This is a genomic window from Pantoea sp. B65, assembly GCF_047308185.1.
In the GTDB taxonomy this organism is placed as follows: Bacteria; Pseudomonadota; Gammaproteobacteria; order Enterobacterales; family Enterobacteriaceae; genus Erwinia.
Genome location: NZ_JAHXPU010000041.1, coordinates 67,487 through 86,095 on the forward strand (window position 1 = coordinate 67,487; position 18,609 = coordinate 86,095).

Consider the following 18,609-nt stretch of genomic DNA (forward strand, 5'->3'; position numbering starts at 1 on the left):
GCAGGAAATCCCTGGCGGTGTCAGGGGAAGTGAGAAACTGTTTGAATACCGCATCATGCGGTGTGGAAGTGGTCCCCATTCCGTGGCTCCTGTCATCCGGGTTGACATGCGCGGACTCTATCACTTTCGGCCGGAGATTAAAATATGATCAATTTATTCAGTCCGGACACCCACCTGGAAGTCCGTTAAATCTACTGTACACAAGTGAATGGCACTACCGTGCGGGGTACTTACAATCCGGCTGGCAACTGAAGGGTAACTGACTGATAAAAAAGTAATCCCGGCTCAATGGCCGGGATTTATATGTTTATTGAGATCTCAGTAAAAAATCTTTTTGAGCTTCAGCGAGACTCAAATTATTTGCTCCTCCAGAGAAGTTGGGGTCCGATGATTGAACAGGATCATCCTCCCAACCACAAACAGGGCAAATCTCATAACATCCAAGCTCGCTTATAGTTTCTTTGCCACAACATGGACAAGGATAATATTCGTTTTCTGTCATTGCTTATTCCAATACTCCATTCCCTTTGTGGGTCTAAACATCGTTCTCGGCACTCCGTTAACATCCTTAGAGGCAAAAGTGTTTGTTTCAGGGTTGTAGTACAATGTATCCCCATTAGGGCGAGTTTTTGTTAACGTTCCTTCTGGAGGATTATTCACAAAGTCATGAGTTGCATCAACATATTGCTTTGAGTTCTGTAACTCCGGGAACTCTGCTTTATGTTTATCCCAATGCCCATAAGCGTTTGAGACAGGATCGTCATTTTTGGTTTCCGTCCAAATTTGAGTATCTTTATCTTTTCCACTGGTCTGAGCATCATTACTACGCCCATTCTCTTCATCCTCCGGTCCCCAGCCCCCTGGCGTTCCTGAACCACTCCCGCCCAGCTCCGCTTTCTCTTCATCACTCAGATTTGCACCCACATTCGGGGCTGACTCACCGTCTTTATCCCCGTTAAGCGCATCTGCGATGGCGGCTCCTGCCGCTGCACCGGCTCCCGCCGCAGCCATCCCTGCACCGCCCATCACCGGCTTGCTCATATCAAGCGGGTTACTCAGGCACGTTAACGTGCTGCACAGCGCATTATTCTCAACAACAACTTTTTCCGTTGCGAAGCCAGCCGTCGAACACCACTTTCCCTGGACAGTCAGCCAGTTACAGCCAGATTTCCTGATGCATTTCGATACCCAGACTCCGAGACCCCGATACGCGTTTTTAGCCCCCGGCACGCTACCGCCCCGCCGTGACTTTACCGCCTGCAACCGCCACATCATAAAAACGACGATCCCGGTGCGAGCCGGGATCTATTAGGCAAAGTCCCAGCTGTGATAGCTGGAATTTAGTTTAATCAATAGGGATGGCTACATATTCGTCAAGGATATGAACATCTTCAACATTACACTCTGGATAAATCCATTTTGCCCAGTTATTGATAACCCATTCTGTGCTTAATCCATGGCCTTCATCTGAAATACTTTCAATGGGTAACTTTACTAAAAATAGTCCTGCTTTATACCCAGACGAAACGATTAGACCATATGGACGTTCGTCTTCTTGAGTTTCAAATAACATAAAATCAACCCATGCTTCATACGGCCAAGTCGCAGGCAACCTAAAAATCGCTCCTCTCGATACAAACTTTTCTTTGTAATCAATCAGCTTCATCATTTCACCTTCAAATTATGGCCACCAGATGGATCGGCAGGCTTTCTTACTTGCATAGAAAAATCAACTTCACCAAGATGCTTACCTTTCGGGCTGACAACCTCAAATCGTCCATGCTGCGTATCGAGAGCATAAAGGTTTCCGTCCTGTCCACGATACACATCACGACCCCATTCTTTTTAGTTAGCTGATTATCCTTAATCATACCGTTCTCTTCGGCTACCTTCGGGGCTGTCTGTTTTACGATGGCTACACGCTCTCCTGGAGGAAGGTTAGCCAAGCTTTTCTCAAAGGCTCCAACGGCTTGCCCTGTTGCAATCTTGAGGGTCGAGTCAACTGCCTTAACAACCCCAGACACATTCTTACCCGGCAGCAGAATACCGGCCAGCATCCCGCCCGTGGCTTCCAGTGCCGCCTGATTGCCTTCAGACGCCTGTTTGATGGTATCAGCTACCGCCGACCAGGTGTCACTGTTCATCAGCGCTTTCACGCTGTCCGCTACTGCCTGATTCTTCCCGGACAGGTCATTAAGAGCCGTGCCGCAGTAACTGTCACCAGTAGCGCATGAAGCCAGCGCCATTGCCGCATCCGCTGCGTAATCCGCGCTGCCTAATGCCGCATCGCCGGTATCCGCAAGGCCGTTAATGATGGCATTGGCGATTGACGACGTTGTACCTTCACCCAGTTTAGCTCTGACCTGATTTTTCAGGGACTCAGCGGCCTGTTTCACCGTTTCGCGAGCTTTATCACCGCTCAGCGAGTTATTCTCCACCTCCGTCCTGCCCGCAGCCCCCCCGCTACCCACTCCAGCGCTGCCATCAATCGCGCCGCCGGCAGCTGCTCCCGCCAATGTAACAATATTCGCAATCAGCATCTTGTCATCAGCTGACAATTCCGATGCATCCTTGCCGTAAAGCAAATGACTGAGCGCATTATCGTAATCGTAGCTGAGCAACCCGGCCTTCAGGCCGCCCGCCGCGCCACCAACCCGCGCAAGCGCGGCCCGGCATCCCGGCTGGAACAGCAGATTGAGGTGATCAGCCAACTGCCGAAGGTCCGGCAGAAGATGGTGGCAGAGATGCTGGATGCGGTGATCGCACAGGCACTGCAGCAGGAGACGGGCAGTTAACAGACAGGTTTTTTAGCGCGGGTTGAAGGTGGTGGAACACCGACAACCCGCTCACCACAAGCAACTATACGAGGTAGTTACCATGGCTAGGGCAGATTCTACGTCACAGCCCGCCGCACCCCAAGCGCGTAAAAGCATTGTAGGTTACCGCACCAACGGCGGCAGGCCGAACCCGCTGCCGCAACTGACCATCAAGGGCCGTTGGCTGGAAGCGTTGGGGTTTACCAAAGGCCAACCGGTGAGCATTACCGCCGAACACGGCCAACTGATTATCCGCACCACGCCCGCCACGGAGGGGAACGTATGAACATCACCTTTACCCCTCAACCGATCACGGAACTGACACTGACAGGCGGCGCGTTTGCCGCATTGGGATTTACCACCGGCACGCCGCTGCAACTGACGCTACAGCATCACCGGCTCTGGATCACTGTCGTCACCGATGAAGCCACCTGGGAAGCGCTGTACGAAGCCAGCCAAGATTTGGGGGCGGATTGGGTACGGGAGAACGGCGAGGTGATTATCGGCGGCGACTGGCTCACCGAGTCCGACATTGCCGGTGCGGAACAACTGGAACTCATCATTGCGCCCGGTGTGCTCCGGTTGCAGCGGCGAGAAGTGGAAGTTTTCAAAGCGTAAAAACAAAAATCCCGGCCAGTTGGCCGGGATTAAACATGAGTAATTTATGTTCGCTTTAACTATAGATATATAAATCAATAGAACTTTCAGCCCCAATGCTACCCAAAAACCGATTCGTTTCTGCTGACCAATAGATGGATGGTTTCTCCCCATTCTCTATTTCTATTAAAAGAGAAAAAATGAACGTAACACTATATTTCTCTTTTATTTCTTCCAAAACATCAACTTTACATTTTAATAAAGACAACAACTTTCTTGTTTGCTCATCTACATCATAGGATTCTTCCTTCTCTGTACAGATTGACCAGCTAGTCTCTGTACTCGGCCTTTTCCTCGTTCCGCTAATGACACCTTTGAGATGAACCTCCATAGGTTCTATCTGTAGCAAAGCAGTTATCTCATTGGGATCAAAGACATCGCCACAAATATAAAACTCTGCTTTTACTGTTGTTTTATCCATGTAACGGCCCTACTTATTAATAAATTCGCCAGTCGGGATTCTTTCACCTTTCTCACCTTTTCTGAAAATCCACAACTGCCCATTGTCTTTATCAACATAAATGTCATAAAGCTTTATCTCTGCTTTAGCACCGAGGAAATCCTTTTTGATTTAATGAGCATCCACACCATTATTTTTCAGGAACTTATCATCAGCAACTTTTATATTAGATGGCTTTTCCGCCCCATTATCATGCCCATCACTTGTCATATTATTTGGCAAGTCGGGTACGGCTTCGGTATTACCCGTGTTGTTTGACGACTGGTCTACAGTTTGATTTCCACCAGTATTATTTGGCCCTGCATCGGTCTGACCATTATTGTTACCTGTATGATTTACACCCTGCTCTGGTAATTTTTTTCCGCCCGTGTTGGTTGGGCCTCCCCCAGCTATCTGGTCACCCCCGGTATGCGAAGGAGCATATTTATTCTGAAGCGAACTGAGATATTTTCCGGTGATCTCGTCGTTGCCCATCATTTTCAGGGTAACAAGGTGATCCAGTTCATCGGAGGTCATCTTGTCCGCAATATCCTTGATTGCGGCACCTGCCAACCCGGCGATACCTGCTTTTGCTCCGATCTCCAGCAGTTGCTCTGCAACCTTGCTACGACATGGGGCAGCGATGGCACAACCTTCCGCAACAACCTTCAGGAAGTTATTCTCCACGCTATTTAATTGCTAATGAAAATAATTAACCATGTTACATACGCCAGTCTTGATAGCCAAAGAAAAATCGAACCCAAGGATAGGTCTAATTTTGTCAAAAAAACCTTAATAAAAAAAAATGGTTTTTCATTATCAATTAACCCTTGGTAAAAATATTTCCCATATAGTGCAAAGAGAAAAAATGACATTCCTCCGGACAAATTAGATATTAATGATAAATTATCTAACCCCCTTCGATATTCAGCGATCGCCGCCGCCACATACCCAAGGACAAGAAAAATCAATGCGCAGCTTGATAAAATATCGCGCTTAAAAAACATATAATTAAAATAGAGTAAAGAATCCTTACCTAACTTAGTGCCGCCAAGATTTCTATAAACAAAAATAAAAAAACACACTCCCCACAACAACAACAACAATAGCAACATGAAGGATGATGCATTAAGAATAATATCATTTGAAATCATAGTGGTATATTTCCTTAGTGGAGTCGCCGTTCAGATCTATTTTTTCATCATGAGAACCAGTGGTAGAACCTGTAAAACCAATACTTGGTCCAACAGAGAAGGAAAAACCAATACCATCTTTTCCGCCAGACATTCCTACAGAACCGGGACCAAAACCGATACTAGTTGAGTGATCACGATTTAAGTCGCCAAACAATCCAGGAAAATATGGACCAAAATCAATACCGAAAGAAGCTCCGGCCTTAACACCAAACTCTTTGGTGTATCCTGTAGAAATAGAGAAGTAATCATTATTAACCTCAACTTCTCCTTTCAGAGCAAGCCCTACGCCACCTGAAACTTCAATTTTTCCATTAGGTTTAACCTTATATTCTGTCCCCCATGAAGGCCCTTCGCCAATAGCTATACGATTCATCCCTTCTTGAACCTGCTCAGGTGTCAGATTATTGTCCAGGGCATACTGATTCCACGAGGCTACGGCCTGCCCGTAATCCTGTGTTCCTGATGGCAGGATATTGTTCCAGCCATCACTGAGCGCATTATTCTCCACCGCATTCTTTCCAGCTCCAGCACCAGCACCAATCCCCACAGTCGAATCCGTCGCAATTCCGCCTGCCAGCCCTGCCGCCAGCTGGCTCAGCGTGCTGACCATTTGCTTCTGGGTTTCCGTCAGATCGCTGATTTTAGTGTCGGGGTACATCACGGCCACAATCGCCCGCGCTGCCAGCTCACCGCCCGCTGCACCTGCGGCCCCCCCTGCGGCACTGTTACCCGATATCTGTGCCAGAACTGCACCTGCTACGGCGTGTGCCATAGTGTTAGCCAGCAGGTTAGTTTGCGGATTACCTTGTGCATCATACGACGTCGTGGCCTGCTTGATGGCGTTGGCAATATACGGTGCCATCGCCCCGCCCGCTGCTGCGCCAAGATTATTCGCGCTTAGGCCGCCCAGTGCGCCCGCCACGGCGGTAGCGACCATCGAATAGGTACCGCCCGTGCCCCACAAATCCGCCACTGCTTTGTAGGCAGGATCGTTCTGAACACGCGCATTAAATTCATCTTTCGAAAGGTTTGCGTATTCAGGGTGCTCCTTAAGCAGACGGTCAGAGGTTTCTTTTTCCGCCGCATCCAGTTTGTAAGCTTTCACGTCGCCGACAACTCTTCCGGCCAGCTCCTGCACGCCCTGCGCAAACGCCATCTGGTTGGCAACTTTCTCTTTGTCGAAAATTTTGCCGATGCTGCCATTGGCGTTTTCGGTATCCCGGCTCAGATCAGCTACGTCCTGCGTCTGATTCCGCACGTCACGAACGGTAATCGTCCCGTCAGCCACCGCCGAGCGCGTGGTGCCGGACGCACTTTCATGCATGTTTACCACCGCTGGGAGTGCGCCGCCCGCAAACTGCTGCCCTGACGAACTCAAATTGAGACCAACAGACGTGCTGCTTGCACTGTATTCGGCGTGATTATCTATGTTGTCCCACCCAAGCGTGCCAGTAGACAGTTTGTTGTTCGCAGCATCTGCTGTTGAGGCAATCACTGCGCCATTTAGCTGCGTATGGTTACCGACGAAGATATCATAGCCACCGTCACCCGCAAACAGGCCACTCTGGTCACCAACGCTGGCGTATTCGCTTTTTACCTTACTTTTACTCAGACTTAGCCCGAATGAGCCCGTCATCGAGCCAAAGGTAAAGCTGAAGCCGCCGCTGGCGCTCTGCTGCTGGCTGTGATAACTGTCGGTGTCCTGCAGGCTGGTCAGTATCAGGTTGTTGCCCGCATTAACGCTGATGCTGTTACCCAGCGCCTGTGCACCAGACAGCAGCATGTCGTTGTCGCTGCTCAGCGTCAGGTTGTCTTTGGCATTGACGCGGCTGTTCACGTATTCGGTGCTGCTGCCATTCTCCGAGCCGCTGGCCATGTAGCCGCTGGCTTGTACGCCGATGCCGGTGTTCTGGCCAATGGCTACGTGCATGCCGGCGCTCCAGCCTGAAGATTTGTTGCTGCTTTTCTGCTCGGTGTTGTTGCTGCCGGCAACCAGGATCAGGTCATGTGCGGCAGCGAGAGTGACGTTGTTACCGGTGATGCCACTACCTGCCAGTGTAAGATCGCCGGTGGTCCCATTCGCGCCGGTCGCCACCAAAGCGACATTGCCGCCGCCGCTGAGCGAGCTGCCACTGACGGTGTTACTGCTATATTCCGATGACGATTTGCTTTTACTGGCTCCCACGCTGAGCGAAATTTTGATGCCGGCATTATTCATATCCCCATTCGCCAGCGCTGTCGCCGATTGCCCGGCCGTTCCGGACATCGCCCAGCCGCTTTCCAGCGCCTTCACCGCACCCAGCGCCTTAAGACGATCGTCTCCCGCCTCACTGGCGGCTTTAGCCTGGGAGCCCAGACTCAGTAGCGCGTCGGTGATCGGGCTGGTCAGCTGCAGCGTCAGGCCGCTCTGCGTTTGCTCAAAAATCTGACGGCGCGTCAGGGTGTCGTTGCCCGGATCGATAGTGACCGACCCGCCGGCCAGACTGATATCCTGCTTCGCAATCACATCCGAACCCGCTATGTGTGCGTCATGTCCCGCAATCAGCGTCACGTTCCCGCCAGTGCTGCCGATGGTGCTGGCGCTCTGGCTTTCTGTTGTGCCGTCCTGTTTCAGTTCCTGTTTCGACGACGCGCTACCGAAGGTCACGCCAATGCCGCCGCCGCTGAACATACCGCTTTTTTTGGTCTCGCTCAGGCGATAGCTGGTCTGGGTTTCGGTGGCGGCAGTGATGGTGAGATCGTTGCCCGCTTTCAGGCCGACGTCGCTTTCGCCGACGACCGAGGAACCCTTCACTGTCAGGTCGTGGCCTGCCACAATCGAAACGTGGTCGCCGCTCAGGCTGGAAGCCTTTTCTGAAGTGGAGCTGTCTTCGCTGACGGTGTGGGTGGTTTTCTTGCTGAACAGCCCTTTACTGGTTTTCGTCTCTTCCCTGTAGGCGTAATCACTCTCTGTCGCAGTGGTGATGTTGACGTCATGACCCGCCTGCAGTGCCAGATCTTTATTGGCGGTCAGCGTAGCCTCCTGGCTGGTGATGTCATGATCCGCCAGCAGCGTAGTGCTGCCGCCGCTGACAATCTCAGTGCCCTGCTGTCGAACGGTTTCGTTAATTACCGTTTTCTTGCTGCCGCGTTCGCTGTTGCCGGAGCCCGATTCTGCGGCGTTCAGGTTAATATCACGCCCCGCCTGCAGTCCGATATCGCCCTCGGCTGCCAGCGCTGCCGCCTGGCTGGTGATATCCTGCCCGGCTATCAGCGTCAGGTTGCCGCCACTGGAAACTGTTGTGCGTTCAGCACCTGAGCTATGGGTTTCCTTGTTACCAATTTTGCGGCTTTCGCTGGTGGCAATATTGTTGAGGCTGAGGTCGTGCAAGGCGTTGAGCAGCAGATCGCCGCCCGCATGCAGTGAGGCGTCGGTGATGTTGATATCGTTGCCGGACTTCAGACTAAGCGCATCCAGTGACGTAATCGCCGCCGTCTTGCCAGTCAGCGTCTTGCTCACCTGCACCGCTCCGCTGTCACCGATCGTCCACTGTGAACTTACTGTAGTGTTATTGATGTCACCACTGACGCTTTCCAGCGCCACTTTTTTGCCGCTAATAGTCGAACTGACGTTGTTGATGTTATTCAGCGCGACAAGCTGCAATTCCCCCCCGGCTTTGATCAGACCGGTGTTGAGGTTGTCGATATTGTTCTGGCTGTCTGCGCTGACAGTATTCTGCGCCACAATGCTGCTGGCACTGTTGGTGATGTTACCGCCAGAGAGCGTAACGTTGTTCCCGGCAATCACGCTGCCGTTGTTCATTGCCGCATCTTTTTCGGAAAGGTACACTTTCGGTATCATCACCGTCTGGCCATTCACCGAGGTGGCTTCCCACCAGATAATGCTCTTGTCCAGTGAGGCAACCTGCTCCGCTGTCAGGGACACGCCAAACTGCAGGCCTAAAGACTGCTGTGACGCTGCGGCGTTATCCATCAGGTAACGCATCTGGTCCAGATCGGAACCCACACCATTCAGATACTGGCTTCCGGTCTGGTTTAGTACCACATTACTGACATACCGGGTATCAAACGCGGCATCGCCCAGAAAACGATAGTCACTGTCCGGTTTGAGATTCAGTCTGTCGAGCAGGTAAGAAGAGCCCAGGAACGTATTCGCGTCAGTATATTGCTGGCGGGTTTCCTGCAACGCGTTACCGGGTTGCTTACCTAGTAACGTATTAAGATCGCCGAATAAGCGGGTATCCAGCTGGCCAAGACCATTCAGTTTCGGATTAACCGTAATGAGATAAGGGCTGGAGGGACTGGTTGAAACAACAAAATAACCATTGTCGCTGGCAGGCACCGGGTACGCACTGCTATCAACGTTTGTTACCTGATATGGCTTCAGTGCTGAACCTGCAAGGGACGCGCTGGCATCTTTGAGTGCGCCAGAGGTGCCGAGGCTGGTATTGCCTTTCTGATCAACAGCGTTTTGGGTCAGGGAAACAGTATTGCCACTGTTAGTCTCCAGTTCACTTCCGCCAGTAATGTTCTGAAGTGCACTCTGTACCAGGTCTTTCCACGCAGGTGAATTAACAGCGACTGTTTCGGCCGAACTGAGAGATTGTTTCTGTACGCTACCGCTGATTGACTGCTGGCTGAGATGTGTTAATCCGGGTGTCGCTAACGTGTTGATCGTTCCACTGACGTGCGGGTCACTAGAGGTATTACTGATGTTCTGGCTAAAGGCTGCATCAATATTGTTACCTGCCTGAATAACGCTGCGGTAAACATTGCCGCTTCCGGTGGTTTCATAAACCGGGCTGCCATCCAGCGTATAGGCAATGGAACTTGAAGTGATTGAATCATAGGAATGCTGGGCTTCAGAAGGTCTGGCAGGGTTAGCGACGCCAACACCATAACGGTAGATCTGATAGACCGTGGTAATGCCATCCGTCCAGCTTTTGTTATTCAGGGTGCTGCCCGTAAGCGAGATATTATTTCTGGCAAGCATGTTCGAGGCAAAATTATCGAGCTGAGTGGCTTGCACTGTCAGATTACTGCCCGCAGCGATACGCCCCGCGCTGCCATTAGCATGTGCAGTGACAGAAATTGTCTGATACGCAATCTTCTGTACATCAGCTTCGGGATAAGGGGCGTAGCTGCCGGTGTAAGTATCCCAGTCATCGTTATGCCCGTGATGCTGTTCGGATTTGCTGGTGTAAAGCCCGTATTCATCCGGGGAAAACCATGAGAGCGGGATACTGACGTTAGTCTCCGACGCCCATGCCGGCACTGCGAGTTGAGTGACCTGCTCACTGGTGCTTAGCTCATTCCGCGTGTTCAGCAGGTGACCGGTTTTTATCGTGATATCGCCGTTCCGCGACTCAATAGTGCCGGACGTGTTAATCACCTCACGGTTAGCATTACCTGCCGCATCTCGCTGCATCCACAGGCCGTTACCCGCCAGTATGTCACTCCGCTCGTTGCGGATGCTGTTGGCGTAAAGATACAAATTCTGCCCGGCATACAGCAGGGCCGCATTCACAATACTGCCTGGCGAGCTGATAGTGAGATTGCCGCGCGTACCGGTGAAACCGTTGAGCGCAACATCACTTCGGCTGTTCAGCGTGACGTTACCTCCACCCTGCAGGGTACCCGAACCATTCATACTGATGCGGTTGCCGCTCAGGCTGCTGTCGCCGTTTCCTGTAGTGATCTGGCCGCTGTTTGTCAGCTCGCCGCCTGCGCTCAGCGTCAGCGACTGCCCCTGCAATGTGCCCTGATTGTCAACCGCACCATTGCTGCTGATGGTGAGGCGATTACCCGCTGCCAGCGTATTGCGGGCAGTAAAACCATTGTTCAGATTCAGCGTGGCGTTGCCGAGAGCAACCACCTGACCAAGCTGATCGAAACCGGTACTTTCCAGCAGCAGATTTCCACCGCTGAAAAGCTTACCTGCTGCCTGCTGCGTCACGTTCGTGGCTTTAACATTCAACTGATTCACGCCCAGCACTGTGCCGGCATTGGTCAGTTGCGCATAGTTCACTGACAGTGTGCCTCCCTGCGCAGTGCCCTGATTCTGCATCTGCGTGCCGGTTAATGTACCCTGCTGATCGGCCATCAGCGTGCCGTTGTTGCTGGCGTTTGAGGCGTTAAGCATCAACTGTGACGCCTGCAGCCAGCCGCTGTTGATGAATTGCGGCGCGGTCAGCGTCAAATCCGCAGATGAAAGGATTTTCCCGCTGTTGTTTGCTGTGCCAGTTGCGGCAATGATGCTGGTCGCGCCCTGAATGAGGCCATAGTTGTAGATTTCGGGCGTGGTCAGCGTCAGGCTGTTCTGACTGAGTAATGTACCGCTGGCGCTATTGGTCAGCCGTCCGCCGGCATTCAGCAGCAGGCTGCTGTCGCCCTGCAGTCGGCCACTGTTAGTCACGGCGCCGCTGGTCAGAGTCAGATCTTTCCCCTGTGCGCGACCGGCGTTGTTGACGGAGGCTGCGTGCATCTCCAGCTTACCGCCGCTCAGCAGCGCGCCGTTCTGCTGCTGCGTCAGCCCGCCATTCATCGTGACCGTAAGGCCTTCAACGCCGGATATTTCCCCGTTGTTGTTCAGTGAAGTGCCCTGCAACGTCAGATTCTTCGCGATCCACTGCCCCTGATTGCTGAAACTGAGCGCATTAAGCGCGGCGATGCCGTTGGCGGTGATTTTGCTGCCCGCGGAGGAGGTGAGCGTATCGCTGAGGTTAAGTTGCAGACCCTCTGCGCTCTGGATCGCACCTGCATTAGTGAGACTGACTGCATTCAGCAGGATCTGCTGCCCCTGCCAGGCACCGTTGTTAGTGACGTTGTCGCCGGTAATGCTTAACATTCCCTGGGTCAGCAGCTGCCCGCCGGCATTATTGGTGAGAACGCGTGAGGACTGAGTCTGTGCTGCCAGCGTACGGAAAATATGAACGGTTGCGGCGGGTCCTAACGTCAGCGACTGTAATCCGATCAGCGAGCCCTGATTGGTCACGCTGGCGGGGGTAATGGCCAGCGTATTACCCTGTATCGTACCGCTGTTATTGAGCGAACTGCCGCTGAGCGTGATGTCTTTTTCAGCCAGCATCGTTCCGCTGTTATCCAGATTCTGCGCGTAAATCTGCGCCGCGCCCTGAGACAGCAGTTCCCCCTGATTATTCAGCTCTTCACTGACCGATGCATTCAGGTCTGTGCTGCTCAGCAGTGAGCCCTGATGCTGCCAGCTTCCCGCGCTGATATACGCGCTCTCACCCTGCAGCGTGCCAGAGGTCTCCAGCGTGTCCGCATTCAGCAACAGGCTTCCCCCGGTCAGGGCCTGACCGTCAGCGGACTGAATCAGATGGTCAGACGCCTGCGCATCAAGCGTCGTCGTGCCCTGCAACAGCCCGCGGTTGCTCAGCGAATTGCCACGAAGCGTGAGATTGTCCGCCATTATCTTGCCGCTGTTCGTCAGGCTGCCAACTGACACGCTGGCATTTCCACCGGCCAGCAAACTGCCGCTGTTGTTCAGCAGCGTGTCAGATATGCCGCTCAGGGACCCGGTGCCGTTAATCGTGCCGCTGGTAGACAGTGAGGTGAAGTGATAGCCAAGGTTTTTGCCCTGCCACACGCCTGCGTTGCTGGCCGTGCTTCCCTTAAGGGAGAGTTCGCCACTGCTGATAAGCTGTCCGTGGAGAAGGTTATCGAACTGGTCAAAATCTGCGGTCAGCAGCGCGTCACCCTGTAGCAGGCCCTGGTTCTGCAGCTTCACGCCTGTGGTTTTTACCTGCTGAGCGGCGACGGTACCCGCGTTGTTCAGGGTATTAACCTGAAGATCTGCCTGTTGTTGTGCCAGCAGCAGCCCGTCCGCACTGTTGTCCAGTGAGCCATCCAGTACCGCGCTGAAATTGGTTGCGGTAATGCGGCCGCTGTTGCTGACACTGTGCCCGGTCAGACTCAGGTCTCCCGCCACCTGCAGGAGGCCGGCGTTGGTGAGCGTGACCGGTACAAGGGATAGCGAATCACCGGTAATCAGCTCACCGGCGGCTGTATTAGTGATGTCCGTGCTGCTGAGTGTGAGCGCGCTGTTGCCCTGAAGCAGACCTGAGTTAATCAGCAGCGGCGCCGTGATGGTCAGGCGGTCTGCAGCCAGCGTACCGGCGTTACTGAGCCTGCTGCTGAACAGATTCATTGCCTGTTCGCTCATCAGCTTTCCGCTGTTATCCAGTGCGCCACTGACATCAGCAGTGAGCTGACTGCCGGCACGTACGCTGCCGGTGTTCTGCCAGTTTTCCAGCCTCAGGTCGAGCTGTTCTGCCTGGACACTGCCCAGGTTGTTCAGCGATGAGCCCTCCACGTCTGCCTTGCCTGCCGTCAGTAACTGCCCACTTCCCTGATTGACGAGCTTATCGCCATGCAGCGTCAGGGCATCGGAGCCCTGCATCAGCCCGCTGTTGACCAGATCGCCCTGCAGCGTCAGCGCCTGCGCCAGCAGCCAGCCGCTGTTGTCGGTACTCCCCGTTTTTACCTCAAGATGCTGCTGGCCCAGTATCTTGCCGCTGTTGGTGAGCGTGCCGGCAGCAAGCGTTGCATCGCCTGCACTCAGCGTATTACCGCTGTTCTGCCAGTCGCCTGCTGTGAGGTTAAGCTGCTGGCCCTGCATCTGGCCGCTGTTATCAAGCCTGTCTTCCTTCAGCCTCAGCTGACCGCCGCTGAGAACGGTTCCGCTGTTCGTCAGCAGCTGGCCTGCTGCCTGCAGCGTCTGTTTACCCTGCAGCGTGCCGCTGTTGTCCACGGTGATGCTGTTAATATCAAGCTGGCTGGCGGCAATCTGCCCGGCATTGGAAAGACTGCCGTTTTTCAGCTGCAATGCGTTATCCGCCAGCAGCAGGCCGCCCTGCTGATTGTTGAGGCTGTCATTGTCTGCGATGATGTCGGCAGCGTTGATTTCTCCGGAGTTGGTCAGGCTGCCGCCGCTCAGGCCCAGGGCCGCACCGCTGGAGATCAGCCCGAAGTTGTTCAGCTCCGGCAGATCGAGTCCGAAACTGTTATCAGAGCTGACGGTGCCGTTCGCCAGGTTAGTGAGGCGATGACCGCTGAAACTGAGTCCAGTCGTCCCCTGAATCAGCCCGTTGTTGTCGGTTTCACCGCTGCTGAGCTGCAGCGTCTGCTGGCTGAAAATGCTGCCGGTATTGTTCAGGCTGCCTGCCGTTAACGCCCCTTCCGCCAGGCTCAGCACCTTCCCGCTGTTCAGCCAGTTGTCTGCCCTGACATTCAGCTGCTCGCCCTGAAGTGAACCCGCGTTGCTGAACACACCGGTATCCAGCGTCAGCTGGCCCTCACTCAGTACAGTCCCGCGGTTGGTCAGCTGCTGGCTCTCTGTCTGCAGAGTCTGTTTTGCCTGCAGCGTGCCGCTGTTGTTGATCGCGTTGCTGTTGATGATGAGCCGGACGGCGGCCATTTTTCCGCCGTTGGTCAGATCCTTGTTATTCAGCTGCAACGCCTGCCCGGCGAGCAGCGAGCCGCCCGCATTATTCAGGATCACATCATTAAGCGCAGTGAGATTGCCGGCGTTGATCTCGCCCGAATTCGTCAGGCTGTGGCCACCCAGCGTGAGTGTTGCACCGCTGCTGATAAGGCCGCTGTTATTCAGATCCGGCAAATTCAGTGAGAAGGCGTTATTTGAACTGAGGGTGCCACCGGTAAGGTTGTTCAGGCGGCTGCCGCTGAAACTGAACGCACTGGAACCCTGCAACATTCCGCTGTTATCGGTTTGTACGCTGCTGATATCCAGCACCGGTGCAGAGAGTACGCCCTGATTGAGAAGTCTGTCGCTCACCGTTGTCAGGTTGCGGGTCGCGGCGACGCTCGCGCCATTGTCGTTCTGTAACGTACCCGCTTTTACGCTGATGGCACTCGCTGCCAGAGCGCCGCTGTTGTTCAGCTGCCGGGTATCAACGGAAAGATTTTCAGCCGCGGTAAACTGGCCGCTGTTACTGATTTGGTTCTGAGCCTGAAGCTGAATGTTGCTGCCTGCGTTGACGCGGGTTGATTGATCAGCTGACAAGGTGGCCCCATTCAGCCGGATGTCACGACCCGCCGTCAGGCTGGTGCCGCTGGTGGTCAGATTGCCTTTCGCAGTCACGGCGATCCCGGTATCGCTGACCAGGGTCCCTTTACCCAGAGCGGCATCCTGCTGTGCGCTGACGTTAATTTGCCCGGTGGCTTTGTTATCACCATTTAGCGCAACCGATGTTCCATTAGCCGTCAGCGCACCGCTGCTCAGACTGTTACTGAGCGTCAGCCTGCCGTTCGTATTGAGCTGAATACCCCCCTGCTTCGCGGCGAGGTTACCCAGATTCACCCCCACGCCCTTCTCGCTCGACACCAGGTGAATCCGGTTGGCGTACATGCCGCCCAGCGCGCCGGTATCAATCGCCACCGATAGCGCCGTTCCTTCCCCGGCAACTGGCGTCACCGACCCGTCCGCGCCCACGCGGTTGGCTCCCACGGTTACCGACAGATCCTTCGCGTGGATCCCGGCGTTGATCTCGCTGGCACGCGCGACGATCGACACCGCGTCTGCGCTGCTGCCGTCCAGCCCTTTGCCTTCGACGGTCACCGAGCCCTTAGTCACCTCCAGGAAAGACAGGTTGCCGTTCGCATCCAGCTGCGGTTTCCCGGTGGTGAGCGTGACGTTCGGGGTGTTGATAAAGCCGCAACCGTTACAGGTGATGCCGTACGGATTGGCCACGATGACGTTGGCCGCTTTGCCCGCCACTTCTGTGTAGCCCTGCAGCTGCGAGCGGTTTGCACCTGTGACCTCGTTAATGATCGCCTGCGCCTCATGCCCGGCTTTCAGGTTCGGGTTGTTCTGGATCAGGCCGCCGAGCTGCGTCGGGTTGAGCTGTCCGGTGGCGTTGTTGAGGATCAGCCCTTCCTGTCCGACGTTGTACTGCTGGTACTGGTTGTGCGAGACGCCTGCCGCGTTGGGCGTGGCGATGTTGACCACCGGTACGCCGTTTCCGGCGGCGTCCATCTGCGTACCGGGCGTCACCGGTGTGATTTGTGCCGCCATGGCGGGCAGCATCGGCTGCACCGCCACCAGATAACAGATGAGATAGCTCAGCGCGCGACGGGCGAGGGAAACGGGTTGACGATCGTCCATAATCTTTGCCTCTTAAAAAACCAGCCCGACGCGGGCGTAAATGCTGACGTGATCCGGCTGCAGGTGGCCGGGATAGCTGAGCGGAATACCCACGGTGTACTGGGTGTGGAAATATCGTCCGCGGGTGCTGAGGCCGACCGCGCTGCCCCAGAGCGTGCCGGTGGACTCGCGGTTCTGCGCGTCGCTCTGCAGCCAGCCGCCGTCGACGGCGGTCAGCACGCTGACCTCACCGACTACCGGCAGCGTGAACAGGCTGTAATCCAGCTCGTTACGCAGGTAGCCCCCGGCGTCGCCGGAGAGATACTGCTCCTTAAAGCCGCGCACCGAGCTTTCGCCGCCGAGCGTCAGGCGTTCGCTGCCGTACAGCCGGTCCGGGGACCACTGGCCGTAAACGCTGCTGAGCCACCACAGGCTATTCGTCAGCGGACGCTGGAAGCTGCTGCTGATGCTCCACTTGCGAAACTGCGCTTTCGGCAAATCACCGGTTTTTCCCGTGTCGCTTTCAGCATCAAACCACGGCATGCCGCGGCTGAAAGCCGGATTGAGCGTCGCCACGCCGCCGAACACTTTCTGCGTGTGGTTTAGCCCGATCTGCAGACTGGTGATTTTGCGGCTGCTGCTGGTGAGCAGCGCGTCGTTAAGGAAGTTGTGGCTGGAATAGTGGTTCAGGCCGAGTTGCACGCCGGTTTTGATATCGCCGTTGCGGAACAGCACCCAGGAGCCGTTCAGGCGGTGCGCGACGTTATCACCGTTACTCAGCCAGGTGAAATCATTGTTGATAAAGCTGCTGTAGTAGCTGCTCCAGCTGTAGCTGTAGTCGAGCAGGCCGTAGCCGTACGGCACGCTGACGCCCGCCTGCAGGCTCTGTGCGTCGCGCCACTGGCTCAAGGCGCTGCTGCGTCCGCCGCTGATAAACCAGCGGTCGGCCAGCCCCAGCAGGTTATTACCGGTTAGCGACGCGTTCAGCTGACCGGTGCCGGTGCTCTTCTGTCCGCTGTTGTCAAAACCCAGCGAGGCGCTGAGCGGAAACTCCGGTTTCGCGGTGAGGTTCACCACTGAATAACCCGCTTTGGGGGATGGCTGAATTTCTATCTGCACCGGCGTCGAGCGCACGCGGTTAATCTGCTCCATGCCCTGCTCAATATCGCGCAGGTTAAGTATCTTTCCTTCGAGGCCGGGGAACGCCATTAACAGCGCGCGCGGATGCTGGCCGTCGAGGCGTATTTCGTCGAGCTTCCCTTCCAGCACAGGAATAACCAGTTCGCTCTGGGATAAGTCCTGCTCGGTTAAAAACGCGCGGCTGGTGATATAACCGCGCTGCATATACCATTCGGAGATGGCGTGGACCAGTGAATTAATTTCCGTTAAGTTCAGGCAGCGATTAATATAGGGCGCGGTAATATTCTGCTGCTGGCTCTGCGACAGCAAAGACGCATTGCGGATGACGATATGATGGACGGGGAAGCACGGGCCGGATGCACTCAGATCCCCTTCCGGTGCGACCTGCGGGGCGACAGCGTTCCACAGCGTGTCGCGCTGCTTCTGGTCCTGCTGCAGGCGCTGTTGCTGCTGATTCTGGATGTAATCGCGGTCGCCGGGATTTAACGGTGCCGCAATTGCTGAAGCAGTCAATAAGCCGACGCTCAGCGCCAGTAACTTCCCTGTATATGCCATCATAAAAGACTTAAGTGAAATTGAATGTAAGTTTTTTGTAAGCCTGTTTATACAGAATATCATCTAAACAATCAGAAAGTTCCTGATAGAGACATAAAACGAGAATGGATTTTTAATTTTACTTAGCTTACTGTTCTGTTTCGGATTAACTCAAATCTAAAGATGACTCATTTCTGTTTCTTAAAACCGCGGAAATTCACACAGATTTTTTGCACCACTACCATTAGCACTTGCACTGCTTTTCAACGCACATCATCCCTGATTGATTAATGAAAGCGTGGCGAAAGCATATTGAATGGTGATTAACTTACGCCATCTGGCGCGATTTGAAACCTGGCTGACATGGTATGACACAGACCTGCTCCCAAGATTAAATGCAACAGTCAGTTAGTAATGTCGGCTTGTTTACCTTTTCCGTTTCGCGAGGTGTAAAAGGTTCCGTCAGAGATCGCAAGCTTACGGCAAAGTTCGCGGGCGGAAATGCCAGCCTCCGCTTCGCGGAGAATACTGATGATCTGTTCGTCGGAAAATCGTTTCTTCATGGGGATGTCCTCATGTGACTTATGAAGACATTACTAACATCGCGGTGTATTAATCAACGGGGAGCAGGTCAGTTAGCCTGGAAATTTTATATCAGGATGTAACGACTGCTTTGTGCTAAGCGGGCGTTGATAACATTGC

At 54.2% G+C, this 18,609-nt stretch carries 10 protein-coding genes and 4 pseudogenes; 2 read left to right on the plus strand and 12 right to left on the minus strand.

Features of this window, described 5'->3' with window-relative positions:
- From JWF83_RS20680 to JWF83_RS20700, 5 genes and pseudogenes are all read right to left on the minus strand, one after another.
- Positions 1 to 79: Rpn family recombination-promoting nuclease/putative transposase (locus tag JWF83_RS20680; protein WP_413652479.1), on the minus strand; the 79-nt coding region annotated here is incomplete at its 3' end.
- Positions 80 to 307: 228 nt separating this feature from the next.
- Positions 308 to 502 (minus strand): CPCC family cysteine-rich protein, encoded by a 195-nt coding sequence (locus tag JWF83_RS20685; RefSeq protein ID WP_413652296.1) that lies wholly within the window; start codon positions 500 to 502, stop codon positions 308 to 310.
- Positions 499 to 801: pseudogene (locus tag JWF83_RS20690) on the minus strand (hemagglutinin); the annotation flags it as partial. The pseudogene JWF83_RS20690 and the gene JWF83_RS20685, both read right to left, overlap by 4 nt.
- A 544-nt stretch (positions 802 to 1,345) precedes the next feature.
- Positions 1,346 to 1,669, minus strand: coding sequence for an Imm45 family immunity protein (gene imm45 / locus JWF83_RS20695; RefSeq protein WP_413652298.1), 324 nt, complete (start codon positions 1,667 to 1,669; stop codon positions 1,346 to 1,348).
- Positions 1,666 to 2,654 (minus strand): annotated as a pseudogene (locus JWF83_RS20700) (VENN motif pre-toxin domain-containing protein); the annotation flags it as partial. The gene imm45 and the pseudogene JWF83_RS20700, both read right to left, overlap by 4 nt.
- Positions 2,655 to 2,877: 223 nt before the next feature.
- On the opposite strand from JWF83_RS20700, the gene JWF83_RS20705 reads away from it, so the two are divergent.
- Both JWF83_RS20705 and JWF83_RS20710 read left to right on the plus strand, forming a co-directional pair.
- A complete protein-coding gene (locus JWF83_RS20705; RefSeq protein WP_413652299.1) occupies positions 2,878 to 3,102 on the plus strand; it encodes a SymE family type I addiction module toxin in 225 nt (74 codons plus the stop codon).
- Positions 3,099 to 3,434 carry a hypothetical protein gene (locus JWF83_RS20710; RefSeq protein WP_413652301.1) on the plus strand — a complete coding sequence of 112 codons (336 nt, stop codon included), beginning with the start codon at positions 3,099 to 3,101 and terminating at the stop codon, positions 3,432 to 3,434. Before JWF83_RS20705 ends, JWF83_RS20710 begins: the two co-directional genes overlap by 4 nt.
- A gap of 55 nt (positions 3,435 to 3,489) precedes the next feature.
- Here JWF83_RS20710 and JWF83_RS20715 read toward each other — a convergent pair whose 3' ends face one another.
- From JWF83_RS20715 to JWF83_RS20745, 7 genes and pseudogenes are all read right to left on the minus strand, one after another.
- Entirely contained in the window at positions 3,490 to 3,894 is a 405-nt protein-coding gene (locus JWF83_RS20715) for a DUF4279 domain-containing protein (protein WP_413652303.1), read from the minus strand.
- Between the two features lie 9 nt (positions 3,895 to 3,903).
- Positions 3,904 to 4,044, minus strand: coding sequence for a polymorphic toxin type 33 domain-containing protein (locus JWF83_RS20720; RefSeq protein WP_413652480.1), 141 nt, complete (start codon positions 4,042 to 4,044; stop codon positions 3,904 to 3,906).
- 308 nt (positions 4,045 to 4,352) lie between these two features.
- A pseudogene (locus JWF83_RS20725) lies at positions 4,353 to 4,605 on the minus strand (hemagglutinin); the annotation flags it as partial.
- Positions 4,605 to 5,066, minus strand: coding sequence for a hypothetical protein (locus JWF83_RS20730; protein ID WP_413652305.1), 462 nt, complete (start codon positions 5,064 to 5,066; stop codon positions 4,605 to 4,607). The gene JWF83_RS20730 and the pseudogene JWF83_RS20725, both read right to left, overlap by 1 nt.
- Positions 5,053 to 16,254, minus strand: coding sequence for a polymorphic toxin type 25 domain-containing protein (locus tag JWF83_RS20735; RefSeq protein ID WP_413652307.1), 11,202 nt, complete (start codon positions 16,252 to 16,254; stop codon positions 5,053 to 5,055). Before JWF83_RS20735 ends, JWF83_RS20730 begins: the two co-directional genes overlap by 14 nt.
- 12 nt (positions 16,255 to 16,266) lie before the next feature.
- Positions 16,267 to 17,931, minus strand: a complete 1,665-nt coding sequence (locus tag JWF83_RS20740; RefSeq protein WP_413652309.1) for a ShlB/FhaC/HecB family hemolysin secretion/activation protein — start codon at positions 17,929 to 17,931, stop codon at positions 16,267 to 16,269.
- 404 nt (positions 17,932 to 18,335) lie between these two features.
- Positions 18,336 to 18,470, minus strand: a pseudogene (locus JWF83_RS20745) (transposase); the annotation flags it as partial.
- Between the last annotated feature and the right edge of the window lie 139 nt (positions 18,471 to 18,609).